Origin of the sequence: Bradyrhizobium sp. DOA1 (assembly GCF_001593325.1) — a bacterium.
GTDB lineage: Bacteria > Pseudomonadota > Alphaproteobacteria > Rhizobiales > Xanthobacteraceae > Bradyrhizobium.
The window spans coordinates 4,320,983-4,336,491 of record NZ_JXJM01000001.1 but is presented as its reverse complement, the minus strand read 5'-3'; the positions used below and the strand labels follow the sequence as shown (position 1 = coordinate 4,336,491).

The following is a 15,509-nucleotide window of genomic DNA, read 5'->3' as shown; positions in this document are numbered from 1 at the left end:
GGCACCCCCGTCCTGCTCGCGCCCCAGATCCAGAGCGGCGCGATCCGCGGACTTGCGGTGACCTCGCCGGTGCGCACCGCGCTGTTGCCCGACGTGCCGACGGTTCAGGAGGCCGGCATCAAGGGCTACGACGTGCGGACCTGGGCGGGCCTCCTGGCCCCGAAGGGAACGCCGCCCGCCATCGTCGCTGCGCTCAATGCAGCAACGCGCGACGCACTCAGGGACCCCGATCTCAAGCAACGGCTGGAAACTGCCGTCGGCGGCGAGGTGCGCGGCAGTTCGCCCGAGGAGATGAAGGCGCTGATCGAGACCGAGATCACCAAATGGACCGGCGTGGTGGAGAAGGCGAAGATTCCGAAGATCTGATCGCAAACGGAAGCGCCTATCGCGATTCCACCACCTCGCCGTCCTCTTTCACGAACCGGCCGACCGGGTTATCCAGAAGATCGATCACGGCCTCCGAAGGCCGGCACAGCCGCGTGCCCTTCGGCGTCACCACGATCGGACGGTTGATCAGGATGGGATGCGCGAGCATCTGGTCGATCAGCTCGTCATCGGACCATTTGGGATCGTCGAGGCCGAGATCGCGATAGGGCGTGCCTTTCTCGCGCAGCAGCGCGCGAGCAGTCATGCCCATGGTTGCGATGAGCTCGACCAGCTTTTCGCGGGACGGCGGCGTCTTCAGATATTCGATGACATCAGGCTCGACGCCGCTCTGCCGGATCATCGCCAGCGTGTTGCGCGAGGTGCCGCAGGCCGGGTTGTGATAGATCGTGACGCTCATCGTGTGGTCTCCGCAATCGGGACAGGGGCGGGCGCGCGGGAGGGTCCGAGCAGCCAGTGCATCAGCAGCATGCCGGCGAACGCGCCGCAGAGTTCGGCAAGGATGAATCCGGGCAGGTCGACAGGGCGAATGCCGGCGAAGGTGTTGGTGAGCGACCGTGCAATGGCCACCGCAGGGTTGGCAAACGACGTGGAAGCCGTGAACCAATAGGCCGCCGTGATGTAAAGGCCCACCAGCCAGGGGATCACCGTGCGCTGAAAGCGGATTCCGGCCAGGATTGTCGCGACCAGCCCGAACGCCGCGACGGCTTCGGCGAACCATTGCGGTGCTCCGGTTCGGACCTTGGCCGAGAGGTCGAGCAGGGGCAGTCCGAACATTAGGTGCGCCGCCAGCGTTCCCGCGATGCCGCCGGCGATCTGCGCGAACACGTAGAGCGCGGCCTCGTTCACCGGCAGCTCGCGCTTGCCGGTGAAGACGAGCGTGACGGCCGGATTGAAGTGCGCGCCGGAGATCGGACCAAGCAACGTGATCAGGACGACCAGGATGGCCCCGGTCGGCAAGGTGTTGCAGAGCAGCGCCAGCGCCACATCCCTGGTCAGGGTTTCCGCCATGATGCCGGACCCGACCACGGTGGCGACGAGCATGCCGGTGCCGAGCGCCTCGGCCGCCAGGCGCCGCGGAAGGTCGAAGGCGTGCTGATCAGGCACGGCTTCGCTCCTTTCGTTTGGGCGCGCAGCACGATCGCAGCGTCTCGACGACGGGTTCGCAAACCTCCGGCCGTCCGCCGCAGCAATCGCGCAGCAGGAATACGGCGACGTCGCGAAACTCGCCGAGATTGGCGCGGTAGATGATCGAGCGGCTGCGCCGCTCGGACGACACGAGCCGCGCGCGGCTCAGGATCGACAAGTGTGCCGACAGCGTGTTCTGCGGCACTTCGAGCAGGCGGGCGAGGTCGCCTGCTGCAAGTCCCTCAGGCTCGTGCCGGACCAGCGTCCGGAACGCCTCCAGACGGGTCGATTGCGACAGCGCCGCGAGCGCCAGGACGGCTTCCTCTGTTTCCATATATCCAGACTTATGGAATTAATCGGAACGCGTCAATCCGAATCTGCCTTGTTTCGAATATTCTAGAAATACGGTTGACTGCCGGAGCGAACGGGAGCATTGTCGTCGCCATGAAGATCGACGACGCAGCAGCACGGCTGGAAGCACTCGGCAACCGGACGCGGCTCCAGATCTACCGCGCATTGGTTCGCGCGGGGCATTCGGGCATGGCCGTCGGCCGCTTGCAGGACAAGTTGAAGATCCCGGCCTCGACGCTGTCGCATCACATCAAGACCTTGGTCTCGGTCGGGCTCGTCAGGCAGGTGCGCGAGTCCACGACGCTCGTCTGCCATGCGAACTACGACGCAATGCAGGGGCTGGTGGATTTTTTGGCTTCGGAATGCTGTGCGGACGAACTCGGATGCAAGGACACGCAAACGGCGGCCTGATTTTGTCGGGCCTATTATTCGATGATTCTAGAATGATGGGAGAAGTAGGATGGACGGGAAAACGGTGGCGATCATCGGGGCAGGGCCCGTCGGTCTCGCGGCGGCTGCGCATGTCCTCGAACGCGGCATGTCTCCCATCGTGCTCGAGGCTGGACCGGAGGCTGCCCACGCGGTCCGGCAGTGGCAGCACGTGCAGCTGTTCTCGCCGTGGGAATACAATGTCGACAAGGCGGCCGCGCGCCTGCTCGCGCCCACGGGGTGGAATTCGCCGGACCCAAGCTCCTATCCGACCGGCGGCGAGCTGATCGAGCGATATCTCGATCCACTTGCGACGCGAACGCCGCTGCGCGAGATGATCAGGACGTCAAGCCGCGTCACTTCCATCAGCCGCGCCGGCTTCGACAAGGCCAAGACGAAGGGCAGGGAGCAGGCGCCATTCGAAATCCGTTATCAGAACGGCAAAGGCCCCGAGATGCTGCGCGCCGACGCCGTCATCGACATATCAGGCACGTGGTTCTCGCCCAATCCCGCCGGCAGCAACGGCCTGCCCGCGATCGGCGAACGCGAACGTACGGACCGCATCGCCTATGGCATGCCGGATGTGCGCGGCGCAGGCCGCGCCAGATTTGCCGGCAAGATCGTCGCCGTGCTCGGTGCCGGCCATTCCGCCGTCGGCACGTTGATCGATCTCGTGCAGCTCGCGGACGAGGCGCCCGGCACGCAGCCCGTCTGGCTGTTGCGCGGCGCTGATCCTGCCAAGGCTTTCGGCGGTGGCCGCAACGACAAGCTCGCCGCACGCGGTGAGCTTGGAAGTGCTTTCGCTGCGCTTGTTGCCGCCGGGAAAGTCGAGGTCGAGACCAAATTCGGTGTCACTCACGTCTCGGAATCCGAAGGTCGTCTCAAGATCGCGGCCGGCGCCTGCTGCGGCGCCCGAAACGTGATCGTGGACGAACTGATCGTGTCGACGGGCTTTCGTCCCGACTTCTCCTTCCAGTCCGAGCTGCGCCTTCGCCTCGATCCGGCCATCGAGGCGCCCGTCGCGCTCGCGCCGCTGATCGACCCCAACGAGCATAGCTGCGGCACGGTCCGTCCCCATGGTGCGCGCGAGCTTTCGCATGACGAGCCGGGCTTTTACATCGCCGGCATGAAATCCTACGGCCGTGCACCGACCTTCCTGATGGTGACCGGCTACGAACAGGTGCGCTCGATCGCCGCCGACATCGCCGGCGACAAGGCGGCTGCGGCGCGGGTCGAGCTCGTGCTGCCGGAGACCGGCGTCTGCACGCGAGGCGGTGTGGAGTCCACCGCAGCTTCCGGCTGCTGCGGTGGCCCAACGACGGAAGACGTCTCGGCCTGTTGCGCCGCCGACGAAACCGCCAAGAAGGCCGGCGCTTCGGGGTGCGGCTGTTCATGACGCCACTGCCGGCGATCGGGCGGACGATACTCCCCGACTCGGCCTGACCCGTGCGCGCGGAGAGATCAGACCGAGCGGCCGGCCGCAAGCTCGCGCATGATCCACTCGGTGAACGCGCGGATGGGCCGGCGCTGCTGGCTTGCGCGTGGAAACACCAGATGATGGCCGACATAGCGGATATCGACGGACCGTTTGGCGAGCGGTGCAACCAGCCGCCTTGTCGCGATCTCGCGTTCGGCCAGCCGGGTCGATTCCAGCGTCACGCCGAGGCCGCTTGAGGCCATCGCGATCGCCAGGAAGCTGCGATCGAAGCGCATGCCGTGAATGGCCGGCGCTTCGAGGCCGTTGGCGCTGAACCATTGATGCCACTGCACCTGCTTCACCTCGGAGCGGATCAGCACCTGGTCGAACAGATCCTTCGGCTTGCGGATCTTCTTTGCGAGTTCGGGCGTGCAGAGCGGCGTCACGGTCTCTTCGCCGAGTGACATCACCTCGACGCCCTCGGCCCTCGGCTGGCCGTAGACGATGTCGATGTCGAAATCATCGTTGCTGAACCGGGCATATTCGGTGCTGGCGGCGAGGCGGACCTCGAGCTTGGGCTCGGCGGCCATGAAACGGGCGAGGCGAGGGGCGAGCCATTGGGCAGCGAAGCTCGGCGCGCAGTGCACCCTCAATAGTTGCGGACCGCGGCCGGCAACCTCCTCGATGCCGCGCCGCAGATTGTCGAACGCGGCACCGGCATGACGCATCAGGTTCTCGCCCGCCGGCGTCAAACGAATGGCGCGGGCGCTGCGTTCGAACAGGACGGTGCCCATCGCGCTTTCGAGCTTGCGAATGGCGTGGCTGACTGCGCTTGGGGTGAGATGAAGCTCGTTCGCCGCATCTCGGAACGAGCCGGTGCGCGCCGCCGCCTCGAAGGCGCGGATAGACGATATCGGGATGGACGATAGCAGCATCTGACAAGTGAACCAAATTCACCTATGCAAGACAACAGCGCGTTTGTGGAAAAAGCTGCGCCTGCATAATGAATGAGGTCAAGAACGCCGCGCCTGCGCGGTCTGCAAAAGCGATCCAGGGAGGAGCACATGCTGCTACGCGGCAAGACTGCCATCATCACCGGCGCGGCCTCGCCGCGGGGCATCGGCCTCGCCGCTGCCCGCCGTTTTGCAGCGGAGGGCGCCCGGGTCGCCATCCTCGATATCGCCGGCCCGGCTGCGGAGGCTGCTGCGCGCGGCCTCGAACCGGCCGGCAGCGAGCCGCATCTCGGCCTTGCCTGCAACGTCGCCGACAAGCAGGCCTGCATCAAGGCCGTCGAAGCCGTGATGGCCAAATTCGGCCAGATCGACATCCTCATCAACAATGCCGGCGTCACCCAGCCGGTCAAGCTTCTCGACATCACGCCGGAAGATTGGGACCGCATCCAGGACGTCAACCTCAAGGGCATCCTGTTCCTGTCGCAGGCGGTGATCCCGCATATGCGCAAGCGCAGAAGCGGATCGATCGCATGCATGTCGTCGGTCTCTGCCCAGCGCGGCGGCGGCATTTTCGGCGGACCGCATTATTCGGCGGCAAAGGCCGGCGTGCTCGGGCTCGCCAAGGCAATGGCGCGTGAATTCGGGCCCGACGGCATCCGCGTCAACTGCGTGACGCCGGGCCTGATCGGCACCGACATCACCGCCGGCAAGCTCACCGACGAGATGCGCGCGAAGATTCTCGAGGGCATCCCGCTCGGCCGGCTCGGCGAGGCCGCCGACGTCGCGGGCATCTACACCTTCCTCGCCTCCGACCTGTCGGCCTACGTCACCGGCGCGGTCATCGACGTCAACGGCGGCATGCTGATCCACTGAGCGGGCAGGGAGAGACAATCATGGCAACGCTCGCAAATGCGCCGACGCTGGCGCAGCGCGCCCGCAACATCCGCCGCAATGCCCTGCTGATGGGCGAGGTCCAGGGCCAAGGCTATATCGCCCAGGCGCTTGACATCGCGGACGTACTGGCCGTCGCCTATTTTCACGCGATGCGATTTCGCGCCGAAGATCCCGCCTGGGAAGGCCGCGACCGCTTCCTGCTGTCGAACGGGCATTATGCGATCGCGCTCTATTCAGCCCTGATCGAGGCCGGGATCATTCCCGAGGCCGAGCTCGAAAGCTACGGCTTCGACGACAGCCGCCTGCCGATGTCCGGCATGGCCTCCTATACGCCGGGCATGGAGATGTCCGGCGGCTCGCTCGGTCTCGGCCTTGCCATCGCCGTCGGCATGGCGCTCGGGCTGAAGCGCAAGAAATCCACCGCACGCATCTTCACGCTGTTCTCCGACGGCGAGCTGGACGAAGGCTCCAAATGGGAGGCCATCATGTCGGCGGCCCACCACGAGCTCGACAACATCATCGCGATCGTCGACGTCAACAATCAGCAGGCCGACGGTCCGTCCGGGCAGATGCTCGGCTTCGAGCCGCTGGTCGACAAGCTGGAAGCGTTCGGCTGGTTCGTGCAGCGTGTCGACGGCAACGATCTCGACGCCGTCGTTGCCGCTTTCGATGCGGCGATGGCGCATGCCGCACCGAAGCCGCGCATGATCGTCGCCGACACCTTGATGGGCAAGGGCGTTCCCTTCCTGGAGCAGCGCGAGAAGAACCATTTCATTCGGGTCGAGCCGCATGAATGGCAGCTCGCCCTGTCCGCCCTGAACGCGGGAGACCAGCCATGAAGCCCGAGGGATCGCCACCATCAGGAAAGCCCAGGCTGACCACCTCGGCGATGATCGCCTCGATCGCGGCGGAAGGGCAGCGCACCAGGCCGGCTCCGTTCGGCCACGCGCTGGTCGAACTCGCCCGCAGCCGCGAGGACGTCGTCGGCATGACCGCCGATCTCGGCAAATACACCGACCTGCATATCTTCGCGCAGGCCTTTCCCGATCGCTACTACCAGATGGGCATGGCCGAGCAGCTGCTGTTCGGCGCGGCCTCCGGCCTTGCGGCGGAAGGCTTCATGCCGTTCGCGACGACCTATGCGGTGTTCGCCTCGCGCCGGGCCTACGACTTCATCCACCAGACCATCGCGGAAGAAGACCGCAACGTGAAGATCGCCTGCGCGCTGCCCGGCCTGACCTCGGGCTACGGGCCGAGCCATCAGGCCGCCGAGGATCTCGCGCTGTTCCGCGCGATGCCCAACATGACGGTGATCGACCCCTGCGATGCGCACGAGATCGAGCAGATCGTGCCGGCCATCGCCGCGCATCGCGGGCCGGTCTATATGCGGCTGCTGCGCGGACAGGTGCCGCTGATGCTCGACGAATACAATTACCGCTTCGAGCTCGGCAAGGCCGCGCTGCTGCGCGACGGAACCGATGTTCTGATCATCTCGTCGGGGATCATGACCATGCGCGCGCTGGAGGCGGCCCAGGCTCTCTCGAATGATCGCGTCAACGTAGCCGTCCTGCACGTGCCGACGATCAAGCCGCTCGACACCGAAGCGATCCTGCGCGAAGCGGGCAGGCCTGGCCGCCTCGTCGTCGTCGCCGAGAACCACACGGTGATCGGCGGCCTCGGCGAAGCCGTGGCGGCGCTGCTGATGCGCGCAGGCGTCCATCCCGCGTTCCGGCAGATCGGGCTTCCGGACGCGTTTCTCGCCGCCGGCGCACTGCCGACATTGCACGATCGCTACGGCATCTCGACCGCCGAAGTGACGCGGCAAATCAAGGTGTGGCTGCGCTGACAGCTGCCATTACGACGGTTGCGGCGGATAGCGGTCGAACGTCGGCAGTTCGTGCGCGCGCTCCATCCAGCGCAGGCGCTCGGCCACCTGGATGTGCATCATCGGCGGCACGGCGTCGGGATCGTCGTAGGTCGCGCTCTGGATGTCGATCATCCCCGGCAGGATGTCGGCATTGACGTAAAACAAGCCGGTGCCGCAGTCGCTGCAAAAGTGCCGCCGGCCATGCTCGGAGGAGCGATAGATCTTGGGCTCGCCCTTGGTCACCTTGAGCGCATTCTCGGTATACATCGTCCACCCGACGACCGGCGCGCCCGCGTGGAGCCGGCAGTCACGGCAGTGACACAGCGCGTGCACGATTGCCTCGCCCTCGACTTCATAGCGGATTGCGCCGCAGTGGCAGCCGCCAGTGATGGTGCTCATGCGTTCCTCCCGATCAAAGCAGATTGCCGGGATCGATAACGCCGCAGACTCGCAGCTTCAACGGCTCATCGCTGGTTGCGATTGCGTCCTACTGTCGCGTGACAGCTGCTGCCACATCGCTGACGTCAGGTTGATGCGGAGGACCTGTGAGTCCGGATCAAGCGGTGCTTCACCGTCTGCGCGATCGCGGCTGGCGCCTCGTCGGGGATGGCGAAGCAGGAGCTCGCGTTGATCTCGCACAGCACGTAGGTGTCGCGGCCGGCTGCATCCCGTGGCCCGTAGAGAAAGTCCGCATCCCAGATCACCGGAAGCGAGCCCTCGTCGATGCCGAGCGTCTCCATCATCCGCGGCGTCCATTCGTTCTCCATCGATCTCCGTAGGGGCTGGAACGCCGGGGCATCCGGCCCGTGCATGATGCGTGGTCCCGGCTGCGCCTCAGGCGCCTCAGGACCTTTCGGCGGCGGGATCAGGGCCTTGATCAATTGATGCCCGAAGCCGGCAACCTTGGCTCCGCTCATGTAGCAGCGGATCATGCCGTCGGGCAGGCGAGCTTGATACGCCTGGTCGATGATGCAGCCGCCCCAGTTGAAATAGGGCTCGCAGCGCGCGATGAAGGCATCGAGCGGCATGTCCTCGGGCAGGCTGCCGCGTTGCGCGTGCAGCACGCGTACGATGCCGTCGGCGTCGGATAGTCGCTCCACCTTCCAGATTCCCTGGCCGCCATTGCCGCGATTTTGTTTCACCACGCGCGGACCGCTTGCCACGAGGCGGGAGGGAAATTCGGAACGGAATGCCGCAGCACTATCGTAGCGATGCGTGTCGGTGCCCCAGCCGAGATGTCGGGTTCGATAGAGCACCTCCTTGACGCCCATCTTCAGGATGACATCCGGATGTGCACTGATCCATGGTCCTTGCGCCGCGACGTCGCGCAGCAGGCCGTCAAGCTCGGCGCGCGTCTTGCCCTGATGAATCGGATCGACCCAAACGAGCACGCCGTCGACGCTGAGCAATTGGTCGCGAACCGCGTCGGCGACGCTCTCGTCGTAGATGACGGGTCGAGCCTCGATGCCGACGGCGGCGAGGGCTTCGAAGACGCGGACGAAGCGGCTGTTTTGCGGGGTCGCGACCCCGCGGGCGTCAGCATCTCCGCGCGAGAGGATGGCGACGATATTGCGGGATGAGGAGTGTTGTTCGGTGTCCATGCGCAAGCTCCACGTATTGCGTGCTGCGCAGAGCTTGGACCGAAGTCTCACGGGGAGTCTGCTTCGTCCCCACGCGTACAATGTATGTGAAATCGCCCAGTCGTTTCAAGATGGTGGTTGGTGCGGTCAGGGCGCTCTTTAGGCAGGATCAAAGCCGCGCATCGCATCTCCTCCCTACGCTCCTCGGTTTCGACATAAAAAAACCCGCGGCGGATTGCTCCACGCGGGTGTTGCGAACTTTCGATGATGCCATCCTGCCGGTCTTTTGCCCGACGTGTCAAAGTGCGTTTGGACCGCACCCCATGCGACCGATTGCGTCAGAGATCGCGTACCTCCGCCCAACGGCTAGACCGGCGCCAAGGTGGGCAGAGCCGCCGCGTGGCAAAATTCCGGAATTGAAAACAGAATATGCTTCAGTAGCTTCGCTACTGTGCATGGGGTTGTTTTCGAACTGTATTTGCGCCGCCGAACAACCGTTCGTCAGCGCCGGCGCGGCGCCTCGGCCTTGGCGGGCGCCTCGGTCTGCGGCGCGCAGGTCGCGGCAGCAAGCGTCGCCTGCGCCTGCTGCATCAGGCCCGGCTCGGGGGCGAGCGCCTTCATCAGGATCAGGCCGGTCGCGGTCGGGGAATCGATGATCAGGCGGTCTGCCGCGGTGACCTCCTCGTCCTCGGGCAGCTCGCTGTGCTGCGCTTCCGTCATCAGGTCGAGCTCGATCACCTTGCGGCCCGCCGAGCGGTCGTTGATGGCGTAATAGGCGATCTCGTTGCGCGTGTAGAACGACACCGAGGTGTAGGCCTGGCTCACCGGCACCGTGAGCTTGATCGGTCCGTTGGTCAGATCATAGCGGCAGATCGCCAGCGCAAAGGCCGGGTCCATGAACGGCATCGGTGAGGTCTGCGGATCGGCGAGGGGAAGCTGGGTGACCGCGTTCAGCTTCGTCATCGGCGTCAGCCGCGAATAGGCGTCCTGCGTCGCGATCCGCGGCAGCGCCAGCACGCTGACGAGATGGACCACGAGGCCGAGGACAATGCCGGCGACGATGGTGAACAGCAGCCGGATCATGAGCAGCCCACCGTGGTGATCGTGGGCATCGGCGCATCGCGCTGGGTGCGCGTGGCGACGCCGACCGGCGTGTCGTAGAGACGCAGCATCAGGGCGTAGCGTTCGATGCCGCCGGTCGGCAGCCAATTGCCGGCGCGCGAGCGCGAGGCGATGCGGATCTCGAACGATCCGTCCGACTGGCGCACGATCTCCTGGCTGGTGAAGCCGTAGCGCTGGAGCGAATTGGCGACGAGATGGCCCTTGCGGTCGTAGAGCGTCAGCGTCCAGAACCGCGCCGGCGGCGTCACGCCGGAGACCACCACATCGCAGCGGCCGTCGAGCGCCTTCTTCTTGTCGTCGGTGGTCGCGGTGAAGGCGACGCCGTCACCAGTGCCGATCGGCAGCTCGCCGTTGCGCACGATGGTGGCGCGCGAATAGGGGTCGACGTCGGCCGTGCCGGTGCGCGGGCGCGCGGTCCAGGGGCCGATGGTCAGCGCGCCGATATCGGTGCCGCGCGTCGTCGTCATCCAGGTGGCGCCGACGCCGACCACGCCTGCGAGAAGGAGCGCCGTCAATGTGATCAGGATCAGCCGCACGGGTTTCGATCAGTTCTTGCGCGGGGCGGAGGCGTTGGCGTTCTCCTCCGCATAATTCTGCGGGAAGGCGAGCGCGCTGTTCGACGAGGACGGCTTGGCCGGATTGGCGTCGGCGGCCGACGATTTGTTCGCGGTCCTGGCCGCGTCATCCAGCAGCTTCTCGACGCGCACCAGGATGTCGGCGCCGCGCTTGGTCAGAATGGGCGGCGGACCCGGCTTGGTCTCCAGCACCTTCGGTCCCGCATTGGCCTGCGCGTTGGAGACATGCTGCGGCGGCAGCTTCTGGCCCATGCCGATGCCGGGGATCTCCCGGACCTCGACGCCCTGATGCGCCACCAGCATGATGTCGTGCCAGGTCTGCGCCGGCAGCGAGCCGCCGGTCATGCGGTTGGTTGGCGAATAGTCGTCGTTGCCGTACCACACCGCGCAGGTGAAATTGCCGGTGTAGCCGACGAACCAGGCGTCGCGATACGCATTGGTCGTGCCGGTCTTGCCCGCCGTCGGAATGCCGTCCAGCGCTGCGCGGCGCGCCGTGCCTTCGCTGACGACGTGGCTCATCATGCCCGCCATGTCGGCGGCGACAGAGGCGGGGATCGCCTGGCGCGGCTTCGGCCCGTCGCGGTCCCAGCGCCAGACGAGATCGCCGGCGCCGGTGCGCACCTCCAGCACGGCATGCGGCGTCACCGCCTTGCCGCGGTTGGGGAAGGTCGCATAGGCGACGGCGTGCTCGAGGACAGTGACTTCGTCCGAGCCGATCGGCAGCGACGGCGTATCGGGCAGCGGCGCCTTGATGCCGAAACGGCGGGCGACCTCGACGATCTTGCCTCGGCCGACCTTGGCCGGGTTCGGCGCCTTGGGCTCGTTCTTCCGGCCGATCTCGATCGACAGCTTCACCGGCACGACGTTGATCGAGCGCGTGATCGCTTGCGTCAACGTCACCGAGCCGGAATAGGAATGGCCATAATTCTGTGGGCACCAATTGCCGATGCAGACGGGACCGTCGACCACGATCGAGTTCGGCGTGTAACCGTTCAGCAGTGCCGCGGTGTAGACATAGGGTTTGAACGAGGAGCCGGGCTGGCGATAGGCGTCGGTGGCGCGGTTGAACTGGCTGGCGCCGTAGTCGCGGCCGCCGACCATGGCGCGGATGCCGCCATCGAGATCGGCGACGACGGTTGCCGCCTGCGTCGCGTGATAGTCGCGGCCGAACTGGCGCAGCTGGTTCTCGACCGCATCCTCGGCGGCCTTCTGCACGGTGGCGTCGATCGCGGTGCGGACCACGAAGACGCGCTCGGTGTAGGATTTCGGGAAGGTGTCGACCAGCTTGCGCATCTCGTCGAAGGCGTAGTCGAGATAATAGTTCGGCGACGCCTCGTCGCGGCGATCGACCGCGAAGGCCGGATTGCGGCGGGCGCCGAACACCTGGCCCTCGGTCATGAAGCCGGCATCGACGAGATTGTCGAGCACGACGTTGGCGCGGGCGCGGGCTGCGGGCAGGTTGATGTGGGGGGCGTATTTCGTCGGCGCCTTGAACAGGCCGGCGAGCATCGCCGCTTCCGCCAAGGTCACGTCGCGCGCCGATTTGTTGAAGTAGAAATGCGCAGCGCCGTCGACGCCGAAGGTGCCGCCGCCCATATAGGCGCGGTCGAGATAGAGCTTGAGGATCTCGTTCTTGGTCAGGCGCCATTCCAGCCAGATCGCGAGGAAGGCCTCGTTGACCTTGCGCTCGATCGTGCGCTCGTTGCTCAGGAACAGGTTCTTGGCGAGCTGCTGGGTGATCGAGGAGCCGCCCTGACGGACGCCGCCGGCTTGGGCGTTGGTGACGAGCGCGCGCGCGGTGCCGGCGATGTCGATGCCGAAATGGTCGTAGAAGCGGCGGTCCTCGGTCGCCAGCGTCGCCTTGATCAGCACGTCCGGAAAATCTTCCAGCGGGATCGAGTCGTTGTGCTTGATGCCGCGGCTGCCGATCGGGTTGCCGTAGCGGTCGAGGAAGCTCACCGCGAGGTCGGACTTCTTCAGCCAGTCTTCGTCCGCGGTCTCGCGGAAGGCGGGAATCGCGAGCGTCAGCATCACGACCAGGCCGCCGAGGCCGAGGGTCGCGGCTTCCGACAGCGGCTCGATGAACACCCAGCGCTTCCATCGTCCGACATAAAACCGGTCCATGAAGGTCGAGTAGCGCTCGTAGAGCTCGCGGATGCCCTTGGCCGAGGAGAACAGCGAGGAGTCGATGCGCGCATCGAGATCCAGGAAGAAATTCCGGATCCTCTGCTTCCAATGCGGTGGTATGATCTGGCGCACCTAGAACCCTTGCGGCTTGCTTCGAAAGCGTTCAAGCACCCGGCCGGGGCGGCATCGAGACGTCTTGCGGGTATGTTGCGGCAAACCCAAGGCGCCCGGTACGCGTCCGAGGGGGACCCAGCGTTCCTTCTAGCCGAGCAGGGCCTATAAACCAATGGCCACGCTCGCGATTTTGAACAACAGGCCTAATTGCCCCCGGGTCATTACGGGCCTTGCGGGGGCGTTGCTTGCAACGTTCCCGACGCACGCCCTAGATGGCGTTGCCGTAGCTCTTTCGAACTCTTGTTGAGGCGCATGACCGCAGCTCCCAAGCGACCTTCCGGCCAGGAAGGATTCTTCTGGAAAACCAAGACGTTGGAACAGATGTCTGGGGAGGAATGGGAAAGCCTGTGCGACGGCTGCGGCCGCTGCTGCCTGAACAAGCTCGAGGACGAGGACACCGGCGATATCTATTTCACCCATATCGGCTGCAAGCTGCTCGATGGCGCCAGCTGCGCCTGCAAGGACTACCCGAATCGCTCCGACAAGGTTCCGGACTGCGTCCGCCTGACTCCCACCAATGTCCGCACCCTGAACTGGCTGCCGCCGAGCTGCGGCTACAAGCTCGTCGCCGAGGGACGCGACCTTTATTGGTGGCACCCGCTGGTGTCGGGCGATCCCAACACGGTGCATGAGGCCGGTGTCTCCGTGCGCGGCCGGGTCGAGGGCAGCGAGGATGAGATCCCGGACGAGGAGCTCGAGGACCACATCGTGCAATGGCCGGGGACCTTGCCGAAACGGGCCCGCCTGAAGCGACGTCCAAAGGACTGATCCGCCGTGCTGACCTGATCACGTGTTCGGGATGACCCTGCGATGGGATGCACCCATGCGCCGCGGTGCCTGCCTGGGGAAGTCTTTGCTGTCTACATTGGGCTGCATAGAACGAATCCTTCGCGGCGTTGCGCCGCCTCACGACGTCCGATCGAGATGAACAAGTTCGACCGGCAGAGCAGTTCTGCCGACATCCAGGCGTTGCCCGACGATATCGCCGAAGAGCTGTCCCGGCTTCCGAGCGAGGTCATCAGCGTCGATGACGCGCCCTCCATCGCCCCGCCGGTGCCGCTCTCGCAGGACGAGGTCCGCACCATCGTCATCAGCCTGATGCTGACGATGTTCCTGGCCGCGCTCGACCAGACCATCGTGGCGACCGCGCTGCCGACCATCGGCCGCCAGTTCCAGGACGTCTCCAACCTGTCCTGGGTGATCACCGCCTATCTGCTCGCCTCGACTGCGGTCGCGCCGGTGTTCGGCACGCTCAGCGACATCTATGGCCGCAAGGCCATGATCATCACGTCCCTCAGCCTGTTCGTTGCGGGCTCCGTGCTGTGCGCGATCGCGCCGAACATGCCGATGCTGATCCTGGCGCGCGGCCTTCAGGGCCTTGGCGGCGGCGGCATCATGCCGGTGGTGCAGACCGTAATCTCCGACGTCGTGAGCCCGCGCGAACGCGGGCAATATCAGGCCTACTTCTCCAGCGTCTGGATGGTCGGAGGCATTCTCGGCCCGGTCATCGGCGGCGTGTTCGCCGAGCATCTGCACTGGTCGATGATCTTCTGGATCAACCTGCCGCTTTCGGCCGCCGCGATCGCGCTGCTGCTGCCGAAGATGAAGAAGATCCCGGTGTTCCACCGCAGGCGCAAGGTCGATTGGCTCGGCGGCGTGTTGCTGATGGCCTCCGCCGTCGTCTTCATGCTGGTGCTGACCTGGGGCGGCACACGCTATCCGTGGCTGTCGCCGACCGTGCTGGCGATGGTCGGCGGTGCGGTCGCGCTCGCCGTCAGCTTCGTCTGGCACGCGCGCCGGGCGGACGAGCCGTTCCTGCCGCTGCCGCTGCTCGGCGGACGCGTCGTGCCGTTCGGGCTGATGGCCGGCGGTTGCGCGCTCGGCGCGATCACGGGCCTCACGGTCCAGCTCCCGCTCTATTACGAATCCGTCTATCAGCTCAGCGCCAGCGAGGCGGGCCTTGCTCTGATCCCGCTGGCGGCCGTCTCCACCTGCGGCGCAGCCATCGCCGGCCGCACCATGGCGCGGGCCAAGCACTACAAGCGCGTCGCCATCGTCGGCACGTCCTGGGCCGCGCTGTGCGGTCTCGGCCTCACCCTGACGACGCTGCCGCTTTGGGGCCTCTTGACGCTGATGGCGGCCTTCGCGCTCGGCCTCGGCACCACCTTCCCGGTCTGCGTGGTCTCGGTGCAGAATTCGGTCGCGCGGCCGCAGGTCGGCACCATCACCGGCGCGTTGAACTTCTTCCGCTCGCTGATGTCGTCCTTCACGGTCGCGGCTTTCGCGGCCATCCTGCTGATCGCGCTCGGTGCCGACATTCCGCTCGGCGAGCATCATGCCGCCGGCAGCGTCGCGATTCCCGCCGAGGACATGCGGCACGCGTTCCGTTACGTCTTCGGCGCCGCCACGGCGTTGATGACCGCTGCTGCACTCTGCCTGATCGCGATGGAGGAGCGGCCGCTGGCCGGTCCCTCCACGTCGCAGCCGGCCGAGATGGCGGAGTAGGGC

Annotated in this window: 17 protein-coding genes; 8 read left to right on the top strand and 9 right to left on the bottom strand. The window is 65.8% G+C overall.

The window, feature by feature from the left end; genetic code table 11:
- Positions 1-366, top strand: a 366-nt coding sequence (locus SE91_RS20415; RefSeq protein ID WP_249762075.1) for a tripartite tricarboxylate transporter substrate-binding protein, incomplete at its 5' end; no start/stop codon positions are given.
- A gap of 16 nt (positions 367-382) precedes the next feature.
- Here the strand turns inward: SE91_RS20415 and arsC are convergent.
- The 3 genes from arsC to SE91_RS20400 are packed head-to-tail and all read right to left on the bottom strand — an operon-like array spanning position 383 to position 1,846.
- Complete coding sequence (arsC, locus tag SE91_RS20410) at positions 383-784, bottom strand: arsenate reductase (glutaredoxin) (RefSeq protein WP_061848864.1); 402 nt, start codon at positions 782-784, stop codon at positions 383-385.
- Positions 781-1,491, bottom strand: a complete 711-nt coding sequence (locus SE91_RS20405) for an aquaporin (protein ID WP_082813768.1) — start codon at positions 1,489-1,491, stop codon at positions 781-783. The genes arsC and SE91_RS20405 overlap by 4 nt, the downstream gene beginning before the upstream one ends.
- On the bottom strand, positions 1,484-1,846 hold the full coding sequence (locus tag SE91_RS20400) for an ArsR/SmtB family transcription factor (RefSeq protein ID WP_008553640.1): 363 nt from the start codon (positions 1,844-1,846) through the stop codon (positions 1,484-1,486). Before SE91_RS20400 ends, SE91_RS20405 begins: the two co-directional genes overlap by 8 nt.
- A gap of 110 nt (positions 1,847-1,956) precedes the next feature.
- Between SE91_RS20400 and SE91_RS20395 the strand changes: the two genes are divergently transcribed.
- Together SE91_RS20395 and SE91_RS20390 are read left to right on the top strand one after the other, a co-directional pair.
- The gene (locus SE91_RS20395; protein ID WP_061848863.1) at positions 1,957-2,274 is read left to right on the top strand and encodes an ArsR/SmtB family transcription factor; all 318 of its coding nucleotides are present in this window, start codon (positions 1,957-1,959) and stop codon (positions 2,272-2,274) included.
- Between the two features lie 49 nt (positions 2,275-2,323).
- The gene (locus tag SE91_RS20390) at positions 2,324-3,688 is read left to right on the top strand and encodes an NAD(P)-binding domain-containing protein (protein WP_061848862.1); all 1,365 of its coding nucleotides are present in this window, start codon (positions 2,324-2,326) and stop codon (positions 3,686-3,688) included.
- A gap of 65 nt (positions 3,689-3,753) precedes the next feature.
- Here SE91_RS20390 and SE91_RS20385 read toward each other — a convergent pair whose 3' ends face one another.
- A complete protein-coding gene (locus SE91_RS20385; RefSeq protein ID WP_061851223.1) occupies positions 3,754-4,641 on the bottom strand; it encodes a LysR substrate-binding domain-containing protein in 888 nt (295 codons plus the stop codon).
- A gap of 132 nt (positions 4,642-4,773) precedes the next feature.
- Here SE91_RS20385 and SE91_RS20380 point away from each other — a divergent pair, with 132 nt between their 5' ends.
- From SE91_RS20380 to SE91_RS20370, 3 genes are read left to right on the top strand one after another with little or no spacing between them, the layout of a single operon-like run.
- A complete protein-coding gene (locus SE91_RS20380; protein WP_061848861.1) occupies positions 4,774-5,535 on the top strand; it encodes an SDR family NAD(P)-dependent oxidoreductase in 762 nt (253 codons plus the stop codon).
- 20 nt (positions 5,536-5,555) lie between these two features.
- The gene (locus tag SE91_RS20375) at positions 5,556-6,395 is read left to right on the top strand and encodes a transketolase (protein ID WP_061848860.1); all 840 of its coding nucleotides are present in this window, start codon (positions 5,556-5,558) and stop codon (positions 6,393-6,395) included.
- A complete protein-coding gene (locus SE91_RS20370; RefSeq protein WP_156489697.1) occupies positions 6,392-7,402 on the top strand; it encodes a transketolase family protein in 1,011 nt (336 codons plus the stop codon). Before SE91_RS20375 ends, SE91_RS20370 begins: the two co-directional genes overlap by 4 nt.
- 9 nt (positions 7,403-7,411) lie before the next feature.
- Here SE91_RS20370 and SE91_RS20365 read toward each other — a convergent pair whose 3' ends face one another.
- From SE91_RS20365 to SE91_RS20345, 5 genes are all read right to left on the bottom strand, one after another.
- A complete protein-coding gene (locus SE91_RS20365) occupies positions 7,412-7,822 on the bottom strand; it encodes a GFA family protein (protein WP_008553665.1) in 411 nt (136 codons plus the stop codon).
- A 125-nt stretch (positions 7,823-7,947) separates the two neighbouring features.
- Positions 7,948-9,024: a Cj0069 family protein gene (locus SE91_RS20360; RefSeq protein WP_061848858.1), complete on the bottom strand. Its 1,077-nt coding sequence runs from the start codon at positions 9,022-9,024 to the stop codon at positions 7,948-7,950.
- A gap of 480 nt (positions 9,025-9,504) precedes the next feature.
- A complete protein-coding gene (locus SE91_RS20355) occupies positions 9,505-10,086 on the bottom strand; it encodes a DUF1254 domain-containing protein (protein WP_061848857.1) in 582 nt (193 codons plus the stop codon).
- Positions 10,083-10,661, bottom strand: coding sequence for a DUF1214 domain-containing protein (locus SE91_RS20350; RefSeq protein WP_061848856.1), 579 nt, complete (start codon positions 10,659-10,661; stop codon positions 10,083-10,085). The genes SE91_RS20355 and SE91_RS20350 overlap by 4 nt, the downstream gene beginning before the upstream one ends.
- A 9-nt stretch (positions 10,662-10,670) precedes the next feature.
- The gene (locus SE91_RS20345; RefSeq protein WP_060735575.1) at positions 10,671-12,959 is read right to left on the bottom strand and encodes a transglycosylase domain-containing protein; all 2,289 of its coding nucleotides are present in this window, start codon (positions 12,957-12,959) and stop codon (positions 10,671-10,673) included.
- Between the two features lie 294 nt (positions 12,960-13,253).
- Between SE91_RS20345 and SE91_RS20340 the strand changes: the two genes are divergently transcribed.
- Together SE91_RS20340 and SE91_RS20335 are read left to right on the top strand one after the other, a co-directional pair.
- Complete coding sequence (locus SE91_RS20340) at positions 13,254-13,769, top strand: YcgN family cysteine cluster protein (protein ID WP_061848855.1); 516 nt, start codon at positions 13,254-13,256, stop codon at positions 13,767-13,769.
- Positions 13,770-13,925: 156 nt separating this feature from the next.
- Positions 13,926-15,506: an MDR family MFS transporter gene (locus SE91_RS20335; RefSeq protein ID WP_060735576.1), complete on the top strand. Its 1,581-nt coding sequence runs from the start codon at positions 13,926-13,928 to the stop codon at positions 15,504-15,506.
- Positions 15,507-15,509: the final 3 nt, after the last annotated feature.